9 protein-coding genes are annotated in these 9,380 nt (G+C 59.5%); 8 read left to right on the top strand and 1 reads right to left on the bottom strand.

Annotation, left to right across the window (positions count from 1 at the left end; genetic code table 11):
* Positions 1 to 27: 27 nt before the first annotated feature.
* The 3 genes from ACNPN0_RS17700 (at position 28) to hutI (ending at position 3,435) form a co-directional block, all read left to right on the top strand.
* Complete coding sequence (locus ACNPN0_RS17700) at positions 28 to 1,167, top strand: carbohydrate ABC transporter permease (protein ID WP_448937494.1); 1,140 nt, start codon at positions 28 to 30, stop codon at positions 1,165 to 1,167.
* Complete coding sequence (locus ACNPN0_RS17695) at positions 1,164 to 2,111, top strand: carbohydrate ABC transporter permease (protein ID WP_332498752.1); 948 nt, start codon at positions 1,164 to 1,166, stop codon at positions 2,109 to 2,111. The genes ACNPN0_RS17700 and ACNPN0_RS17695 overlap by 4 nt, the downstream gene beginning before the upstream one ends.
* Before the next feature lie 136 nt (positions 2,112 to 2,247).
* Positions 2,248 to 3,435 (top strand): imidazolonepropionase, encoded by a 1,188-nt coding sequence (hutI, locus tag ACNPN0_RS17690; RefSeq protein ID WP_448937493.1) that lies wholly within the window; start codon positions 2,248 to 2,250, stop codon positions 3,433 to 3,435.
* A gap of 575 nt (positions 3,436 to 4,010) precedes the next feature.
* Here the strand turns inward: hutI and ACNPN0_RS17685 are convergent.
* Positions 4,011 to 4,637: a class I SAM-dependent methyltransferase gene (locus tag ACNPN0_RS17685; RefSeq protein WP_448937492.1), complete on the bottom strand. Its 627-nt coding sequence runs from the start codon at positions 4,635 to 4,637 to the stop codon at positions 4,011 to 4,013.
* 98 nt (positions 4,638 to 4,735) lie between these two features.
* Here ACNPN0_RS17685 and tpx point away from each other — a divergent pair, with 98 nt between their 5' ends.
* From tpx to ACNPN0_RS17660, 5 genes are all read left to right on the top strand, one after another.
* The gene (tpx, locus tag ACNPN0_RS17680) at positions 4,736 to 5,233 is read left to right on the top strand and encodes a thiol peroxidase (protein WP_448937491.1); all 498 of its coding nucleotides are present in this window, start codon (positions 4,736 to 4,738) and stop codon (positions 5,231 to 5,233) included.
* 427 nt (positions 5,234 to 5,660) lie between these two features.
* Positions 5,661 to 6,563 carry an SIS domain-containing protein gene (locus ACNPN0_RS17675; RefSeq protein ID WP_448937490.1) on the top strand — a complete coding sequence of 301 codons (903 nt, stop codon included), beginning with the start codon at positions 5,661 to 5,663 and terminating at the stop codon, positions 6,561 to 6,563.
* A 10-nt stretch (positions 6,564 to 6,573) separates the two neighbouring features.
* Positions 6,574 to 7,512, top strand: a complete 939-nt coding sequence (locus ACNPN0_RS17670; protein ID WP_448937489.1) for an ROK family protein — start codon at positions 6,574 to 6,576, stop codon at positions 7,510 to 7,512.
* A 26-nt stretch (positions 7,513 to 7,538) separates the two neighbouring features.
* Positions 7,539 to 8,441, top strand: coding sequence for a 1-phosphofructokinase family hexose kinase (locus tag ACNPN0_RS17665; protein ID WP_448937488.1), 903 nt, complete (start codon positions 7,539 to 7,541; stop codon positions 8,439 to 8,441).
* 11 nt (positions 8,442 to 8,452) lie between these two features.
* Entirely contained in the window at positions 8,453 to 9,295 is an 843-nt protein-coding gene (locus ACNPN0_RS17660; RefSeq protein WP_448937487.1) for a class II fructose-bisphosphate aldolase, read from the top strand.
* Positions 9,296 to 9,380 lie beyond the last annotated feature (85 nt).

The raw sequence follows: 9,380 nt of genomic DNA, 5'->3' as shown, positions 1-9,380 counted from the left end.
TGGCCGGGATTGTAGGAGCCTGAGCGCATGTCTGAATTCTTCCAGTGGCTGGCTGGCGTTCCGCCGCTAGTCCAAGTGCCGATCGTCCTGGTTGCCTTCGCGGTCTTGATCGCAGCGATCCTCGCCTTTGTCGAGATAGCGACCAAGGGCGGACGGGTTTTCGCCGTCGTGCGCTTTGCCGCCGCGGTCTTGGTCCCGGTGGCGATCCTGCTGGTCCTGGGCCTGTACAACTCCGTGATGTGGGTGGCCGCGCTGGCCGCGGTGCTCGGCGCGGTGCTGTTTTTCCTGGACCGGCGCTCGCGATCCGGCGCCGGCTCGCTGCTGCAGCTCTCCGGTTTCCTGGCTCCGGCCATGCTGCTGCTCGCTATGGGCTTGATCTACCCCACGGTCCGCACCGCGCTCAGCGCCTTCATGGCCAACGACGGATCCGGCTTCGTCGGACTGGGGAATTTTCGCTGGGTGTTCACCAGCCCCGATGGCCTGACCGCCCTGCTCAATACCCTGGTGTGGGTTCTGGTGGCGCCCGTGGTCTCCACTATCATCGGATTGGCCTACGCGGTATTCATCGACAAGAGCCGTGGCGAGAAGTTCTTCAAGCTGCTGGTGTTCATGCCCATGGCGATTTCCTTCGTTGGCGCATCGATCATCTTCAAGTTCTTCTACGACATCCGCCAGGGCGAGCAAATAGGCGTGCTCAACGCGATCATCACGGCATTCGGGGCCACCCCGGTCGACTGGCTCGGGCTCGAACCGTGGAACACGTTGTTCCTAGTGGTCATCCTGATCTGGACACAGGCGGGATTCGCCATGGTCATCCTGTCCGCGGCCATCAAGGGCGTGCCCGCAGAGCAAATCGAAGCAGCCTCCCTGGACGGGGCCAGCCCATGGCAGCGCTTTGCCAATGTCACGCTGCCGGGGATCCGCTCCACCGTCATCGTCGTATTGACCACCATTTCCATCGCCTCGCTCAAGGTCTTCGACATCGTCTCATCGATGACCGGCGGACGCTCGGATACAACGGTGCTGGCATTCGAAATGGTGCGCCAGTTCCAGCTCGGGGCACGCACCGGCTACAGCTCGGCCCTGGCCGTCATCCTGTTCATCCTGGTACTGCCGATCATCATCTACAACGTCCGCCAGCATAAGAAGCAAAGGGGAATCCGATGAGCACCGTCAGCGAATCCTCTCGACGCCTCTTGGCAGCTACCGAGAAAACCAGCGGGAAACTGCGCAAAGCCACCACCTCCCGCGCAGCCACCATTGCGGCGTTCATCATTGCCGCGGTGTGGACCATCCCCACCTTCGGCCTGTTCGTCTCCTCCTTCAGGCAGGCTGATGACATCAAGACCTCGGGCTGGTGGACAGCCCTGTCCAACCCTTCATTCACGCTCGATAACTATGCGCAGGCCTTTGCCTCCGGCGACAGCCTTCCGCTGTCCAAGGCGTTCCTGAATTCGCTGGTCATCACCATTCCGGCGGCGATCGTGCCGATCCTTGTCGCCAGCTTGGCTGCCTACGCTTTCGCGTGGATCAACTTCAAGGGGCGCAATACGCTCTTCGTTCTCATTTTCGCCCTGCAGATCGTTCCGATCCAGATGGCGCTGGTTCCGCTGCTCCAGCTGTTCTCGGACGGAGTGAAGATCGGTGGGCTGTATATCCTGCCGGGCTTGGGAGTCAACGGGTTGGATGGCGCCTACGCCAAGGTCTGGATTGCCCACACGATCTTCGCCTTGCCGTTGGCGATCTTCATGCTGCACAACTTCATTTCGGAGATCCCCGATGAGGTCATCGAGGCTGCTCGTGTTGACGGAGCCGGGCACGGGAAGATCTTCTCGAAGATCGTCCTGCCCCTGTCGATGCCGGCTATTGCTTCCTTCGGAATCTTCCAGTTCCTCTGGGTGTGGAATGACCTCTTGGTGGCGACGGTCTTCACCTCGGGTGGAGGCTTGCCGATCACGAAAGCGCTCCAAGACCTCTCGGGTACCTACGGGCAATCCTGGGAGCTGCTCACCGCAGGCGCTTTCATCTCGATGATCATTCCGCTGGCGGTCTTCTTCGCCCTGCAACGGTTCTTCGTGCGGGGATTGCTGGCAGGTGCCACCAAGGGGTAACCCTGGCCTGAAGTGGGAACAAAAGGGTGCCAGTCTGAAATCCCAGACGGGCACCCTGTTGTTCTGCCCCACAGGCAACAAGCCATGGGTAGGCTCTTGGCTAAAGGATTGGAAATACCACGAAGGCGGAGCGCTCATGGCAACCTTGTTGCTTACCAACATTGGACAGCTGACTACGGTTGACGCGAAGGGCCGCGTGCTGGAAGACGCGGCGGTGCTGATCGAGGACGGACTGGTTTCATGGATCGGCAACATGGCGCATGCACCTGCTGCGGGACACGAGATCGATTTGGGCGGCCGTGCGGTGCTGCCCGGTTGGGTTGATTCCCACAGCCACCTGATTTTCGGCGGCGACCGCGCCGAGGAGTTCGTAGCCCGCATGGCAGGCCAGTCCTATGCCGCTGGAGGCATCGCGGTCACCACCTCGGCTACCGGGCAGCTCTCGGACAAGGAGCTGGCCGACCTCGTGGCTGATCGCCGCCGTGAAGCTCTTGCGATGGGCACCACCTGGATGGAAACCAAGACCGGCTACGGACTGGCACTGGAGGAAGAAATCCGGCATTCGGTGCTGGGCAAGCCGCTGGTCGATTCCCTGACTTTCCTTGGCGCTCACCTGGTACCGGCAGGATGGGACGCCGATGACTACACCGATTTGGTCACCGGACCGATGCTGGATGCCGTGGCGGCCAACGTCGACTTCGTGGATGTCTTCTGCGAACGCGGCGCATTCACCGAAGAACACTCGCGCCGGGTCTTGGACGCCGCAAGGAACAAGGGACTGGCAACCAAGGTCCACGGAAACCAGCTGGGTCCAGGGCCGGGCGTGAAGCTGGCCGTAGAGTTCGGCAGCCACTCGGTAGACCACGTGAATTACCTGGACGAACAGGACCTCCATGCGCTCGCCGGAAGCTGGGCTGGCTGGGACACTGCAACAAGAACAGGGACTGCGGGCACCGTCGCCACCTGCTTGCCCGCCTGCGACCTGTCCACAAGGCAACCGCTGGCCCCGGGCCGTGCACTGCTCGATGCAGGCGTGCGAATCGCACTGGCAAGCAACTGCAATCCGGGTACCAGCTACACGAGCAACATGAACTTCTGCGTGGCTACCGCAGTGCTCCAAATGGACCTGACCCTGGCTGAAGCCATCGAGGCGGCAACCTACGGAGGGGCGCTCGCGCTGGGCGTTGCCGACCAAGTGGGATCTATTGAGATCGGCAAGCGCGCGGATCTGCATGTTCTTGACGCGCCAGTTGCTGCGCATCTGGCGTACCGTCCTGGGATGAACTTGACCCACAGCGTGTATCGGGCCGGCAAAGCGATCTAGAGCTATGTGAGAGCCCATCCAAAATTTGTCTGGATCGCGCGCGCCCAGGGAAGGGGGATAGGGGCGGCAGGGATCCGGCCGCAAGGATTCTTCGGCCCCGAGCCGTGCTGCGGATTGAAGCAGTCCAAGCCGTAAGCAAAACTAGGACTCTGTATTCTGTCCGACTGCTCGATGGAAGCGATGAGAAGCCTTCAATGCCTGCCCCTGCTGGCCACGCAGGTCCGGTACTCCCAATTCCCGACGACTGGTGGCGGCTTCTGGTGAGATCGAGGCAAGCCTCCGTGCCTTCCCGGACTGGTAGCTTCCTAGCGCTGGGAAATTAGCGTCTCGTGCCCGGAGCCATGGGCAATTCTCCCGCTTGGCTCAGCACAGTTCTGCATGGGGATGCCCACTGTCCCAATGTCACTGAGAATAAAAGAGGCTTGCCTGCGGCTCGTGGAAACCGATTAAACGGCAGCTGCTCTTGCAAAGTCAGTTGGCTACGAAACAGCGGTCGCATTTAGGCAGCGATTCCAGGCCTTGAAAAGCTTGCCGCCTGTTGAATACCTGGCGGCGTTTCGCAAATAGCCACGAGGCTAGGAGGGCAGAATGAATATTCCATCGGGGCTCTCGAATCCTGAACGCTGACCGGTGCGCGCGTACACGCTCACCGACCATTGGGAGCCAGAACGGTAGGGAGCCAAATGCCAGTCGGCGAATCGCTGCACGAGCTGCAGCGAGGTTCCTTCGCGAAGTTCGTCCTGGTCTTCCGGTCCGCCGTTGGCATGGCGGGTGGTTCCGACAACGAGTACGCCCGAGACGCTGAGCACCTGATCGGCTAAGTTGAAAACGCCTCGCAGTTCATCGCGAGAAATGAAAGCAGGCACATTACCGGTCAACAATATGGCGTCGTACGTCCTTGGCAGGTCATGCTCGTCCAATGAGCCCAGGGCCAGCTGGTTCGCCGATTGCTGCCGGAACCAGCTCCCGTCGAATAGCTCTGCAGCTACATCCAGCACTTGGGGTGTGGGATCTATGCCGTAGCCACGGTGTCCCAAGCGGCGCAAGGCGTTGACGGTGTTGCCTACCCCGCAACCGATATCGAGAATTCGTGAATTGCGGCGGCAGAGCATGTCGGTGAAACGGGCGACTACTTCCAAATCAGTGCCGTCAAGGGTCTGAGCACGCATCTTCGCTGCGTATGAATCGTAGTCGGGGCCCATGTCCACAGTTTTGCATAGGAACGAGAGGTGAGCGACTTGTTTGCGCTAGCAGGCAAAAAATATAGCTCCGGATTAGGCATTCATGATAAACAGGACCTATGGCTAATACTGCTTTCAAGGGAACCCCTGTACAGACTATTGGTGATCTGCCGGCCGTTGGCTCGCAGGCTCCAGCTTTCACTCTCACCGACACCGGCCTTGCAGATGTCACCAGCGAATCGCTGGCTGGCCGTCGCGTTGTCCTGAACATCTTCCCGTCGGTTGATACCGGCGTTTGCGCTGCCAGCGTGCGTCGCTTCAACGAATTGGCTGCTGGCCTGGAGAACACGACCGTGGTGTGCGTTTCTGCTGACTTGCCATTCGCACTGGGACGCTTCTGCGGTGCCGAAGACATCGAGAACGTTACCGCTGCTTCGGTCTTCCGTTCCGACTTCGGTTCGGACTATGGCGTGACCCAGGTTGACGGTCCACTGGCTGGCTTGCTGGCCCGTTCGGTTGTTGTCCTGGATGAAGACGGCCAGGTTGTTTACAGCCAGATCGTCCCGGAGATCACCACCGAGCCGGACTACGATGCAGCCATCTCAGCACTGAACTAGATATTGTTTGCACCGGAAACGGTGCATGAAAGCCCGCTTGAAAATTTTTCAGGCGGGCTTTCTTTATGCCCAAGCCAGTAATCCCATCGGTCGATCAAGCCCCATCTCACGTGGCTCGTGGTGGGAACACATTTCGCAGGGGTTGAACATCAGTGGACCGGCTATCGGACGAGCAGAATCTGCATGCCCGAAATAGCACGGTAATTTCCGCTCTGACTATCTAATTCCCAGCAATAGTCGATTGCCGCCCCGCTTTTGGGTGCGGTCTGCCATTAACGGGAATTGGAGAATTTCTGGGCAGGCATTCTCAAGACGGGTTTCTCACCCTATACTCGAAATAGATTGTTTCTGACTGATATCGCCGAGAAATAATCACAAAACATCAATCCTGATCTGTCGGGCACTGCATGCCAAAAGGAGCAAACGCATGAGCGAGCGAACCGTGCTAGGCGCACATATGGAAGAAGAGCTGGTCTCGCAACCAGAGATGTGGCGTCGTGCAGTAGCGCAGCAACAGCGCGAAAACCTGTTGCCGGCCAAGGGCGCGAAGGTTGCCGTAGTGGGATGCGGGACATCATGGTTCATGGCTGAAGCCTATGCCGCGGCGAGAGAAGCAGCAGGCCACGGTGTGACTGATGCCTTCGCCGCATCTGAAGCGCGTATCGCTACGCGTGACTACGATGCCGTGGTTGCGATTACTCGTTCGGGCACCACCTCTGAAGTGCTCCAACTGCTGGCCGAACTCGATGACAGCATCCACACCGTAGGCATCATCGGGGACGTGGCCTCGCCGATAGTGGACAGGCTCGATGCCGTGATTCAGCTGCCTTATGCCGATGAGCAGTCCGTCGTCCAGACGCGTTTTGCTACCACTGCCCTGGCTTATTTGCTCTCCAGCGTGGGGGAAAAGCTGGATCACGCAATGACCCAAGCCGAAGCGCTGGTGAACTCGCCAACACCACAAGAACTAGTGGACGCAGAACAATTCACCTTCCTTGGACGGGGAGTCTCCGTGGGCCTGGCCCATGAAGCCGCCTTGAAAATGAGAGAGGCTGTCCAAGGGTGGACCGAAGCCTACCCTGCAATGGACTACCGTCACGGGCCGATCGCCATTGCCGCGCCCAACCGAGTGACGTGGATGCTCGGCGAACAGCCCGAGGACCTGGATATCCAGGTGCGCAGCACTGGCGCCATCTACATCAATGAAGACCGTCACCCGTTGGCCGAGCTTGCCTACATTCACAGGGTCACCCTGGACCGGGCGCGTGCCCGGGGGATGGACCCGGACCACCCGCGCAACCTCACGCGCTCGGTGATTCTGGAAGGCTGAGTACTCAGCCATGTTAAAGCGATATCTGCTCTTCGATGTCGGCGGCACCGACGTTAAAGCCGGGCTGGCCACAGAAGAAGGAGAAATTCTCCGGGTACTGCGAGAACCTACGCGCAAGGCATCCCCGCAGCTTGCCGCCCAGGTACTCGTTGACCAATTGCTCGGGCTCGCAGCCAAGCTCTGTGAAGCGAATAACCAGCAGCCGGCGGCAGCGGGCCTGGTGGTCTGCGGATTGGTAGACCCGGTTACCGAGATGGCATTGTTCTCAGCGAACCTCGGCTGGCGCGATGTTCCGATGAAGCGGCTGGTCTCTGACGCGCTCGGACTGCCTGTGGGCTTCGGGCATGATGTGGCTTCGGCTGCCCGAGCAGAATTGGAGTTAGGAAGCGGCTCACACGACGACGCACTGCGGCGCAACAGCACCATTTTGATCATAGGAACCGGGATTGCGTCGGCCTTGGTGGTCGACGGACGTCTCTTGGAAGCTGGCGGTTACGCAGGGGAACTGGGGCATGCGCCGGTCCCTGGAGGCCTGCTCTGTGCTTGCGGTGCCACAGGCTGCCTGGAAACCCTTGCCTCGGCCGGTGCCATCGCACGAAGGTATGAACAAGCCACGGGAACCTCGGCCGGTGCCAAAGAAGTCTTCGCCGCCCGGGCCGCTGGAGACGCCAAAGCGGCAGCGATCATTGCAGAGGCCATTGAGGCTCTGAGCTTCACGCTGGCTCAACTATGCTCATCAACCGCGCCAGAAGGAATCATCATTGGCGGAGGTTTGGCTCAAGCCGGGCCATCGTTCTTTGCCGAGATAGAACAATCGCTAGAACGGCGATTATCTTTCCAACGCAGACCGCGGATGGTTCCGGCTCGGCTTGGCGCGGACGCAGGGTTGCAAGGTGCCTTGCTGCTCGCCCGCCAGGCAACACGTCCCCGGGCAGGGCGCCACCCATGATTCTTAGCTTCACGCCGAATCCGGCCATGGACGAAACCTACTTGACCCCGAATTTGAAGCTGGACTCCAGCCACAGGGTCACGCTGCAGCATCGACAAGCAGGTGGCAAGGGGATCAATGTCGCCAAGGTACTGCACTCCCAGGGCCTTAACGTCGAAGTCATATGTCCGCTGGGTGGCAGCCTTGGAGAGCAATTCGCTGTCGAATTAAGGCAGCAGGGCATTGCGATCAAGCCGGTTCGCACTTCTGCTCCCACCCGCCGCTCCATGGCTTTCCATGACGCGGAGTCCGACATTACGAGCATTTTCAACGAAACCGGTACTGCGCTGGCAACTGCCGACTGGTCGCGTATAGAAAGCGAGTTCCAGGCCTTGCTTTCGACAGCGAGCGCGGTGGCCATCTGCGGATCCTGGCCACCGGGAACTCCCAGGGAGACAATCTGCAGGCTCATTGGCCACGCCACCGGCCAAGGACTGTGGACTGTGGTGGATACCAGTGGGCCAAACCTGCTGCTCGCTGCCAAATGCGGGGCGGTTCTCAAGCCCAACGATCATGAGCTGCGCGAGGCCACCGGTTGCGCCAGCATAGGTGAGGGAGCGCGAGAATTGCTGCGTCTTGGCGCTCCGGAAGTCTATGTCAGTGCCGGGGCCCAAGGGCTGTACCACTTCACCAGGGAAACACCGCTGGTCGCCCATGCCAAACTCAACCGAACGTTGTCCGGGAACCCAACTGGGGCAGGGGATTCGGCCGTGGCCGCTATCGCCTCGGGGTTTGTGCAGCTGCTGAACCGGGAAGCGATCTTGCGACGGGCTGTCGCCTGGTCCGCGGCTACGGTACTCATGCCAACTGCAGGGAGCCTGTCACCCCAGCACATCGAGCTGGCTAGAGACACCAAGTACCGCATTATCCCTGCGAACGAACAAATCTAAGGAGCACGACCATGCCATTGGTTCCCACCAGCCAAATTATGGATCAGGCAGTAAAGCAACGCCGAGGCCAAGGAGCTTTTAATGTTATTCACCTCGAGACCGCCCAAGCCATAATCGGTGGAGCTGAGCAGGTCGGGTTGCCGGTGATCTTGCAGATTAGCGAGAATTGCGTGAAATACCACGGTGGACTCCACGCGATTGCCGCTGCAACACTGACATTGGCCGAATCTGCCGAAGTCCCGGTGGCTGTGCATCTGGATCATGCCGAGGATGAATCGCTGGTATACCAGGCAATGGATCTGGGATTTGGATCGGTCATGTTCGACGGCGCCAAACTGCCCTTTGAGCAAAACGTTGCAGCCACCATACGAGTAGTGGAAGCCGCCCATCGCCAAGGGGTCTACGTCGAGGCAGAACTTGGAGAAATTGGCGGAAAGGACGGTGCCCACGCCCCTGGGGTACGCACCGACCCTGTCGAAGCACGGCATTTTCATTCTCTGACAGAGGTTGATGCCCTCGCCGTGGCCGTCGGTTCCTCGCACGCCATGCTTGAGCGATCTGCAAGCCTGGACTTGCCACTGATTGAGCAGCTTTCATCAACGCTGGCCATACCAGTGGTGCTCCACGGGTCATCCGGGGTCGCCGACACTACGCTGGTCAAGGCGATTAACTCCGGCATGCGCAAGATTAATGTTTCCACGCACCTGAATGGATTCTTTACCCGTGCCGTGCGTGATTGGCTCGAAGCCAATCCTGATGCCGTTGACTCACGCAAATATGTCGGCGCTGGCCGCACAGCCTTGGCCTCAGAAGCGGCCCGCCTGCTCCGCCTCTTTGCCTTGCTTGAGCACTAAACTGGCAAAGAAGCATGCACTAATGATTACTTATGAGCTTTTTCGAACAAGTTAAATCTCTAAATATCAAACTTCTCTTGACCTG

Source organism: Glutamicibacter sp. AGC84 (assembly GCF_053543575.1).
Note: the sequence above shows the minus strand (reverse complement) of the source record. Positions and strands in the feature narration are given on the sequence as shown.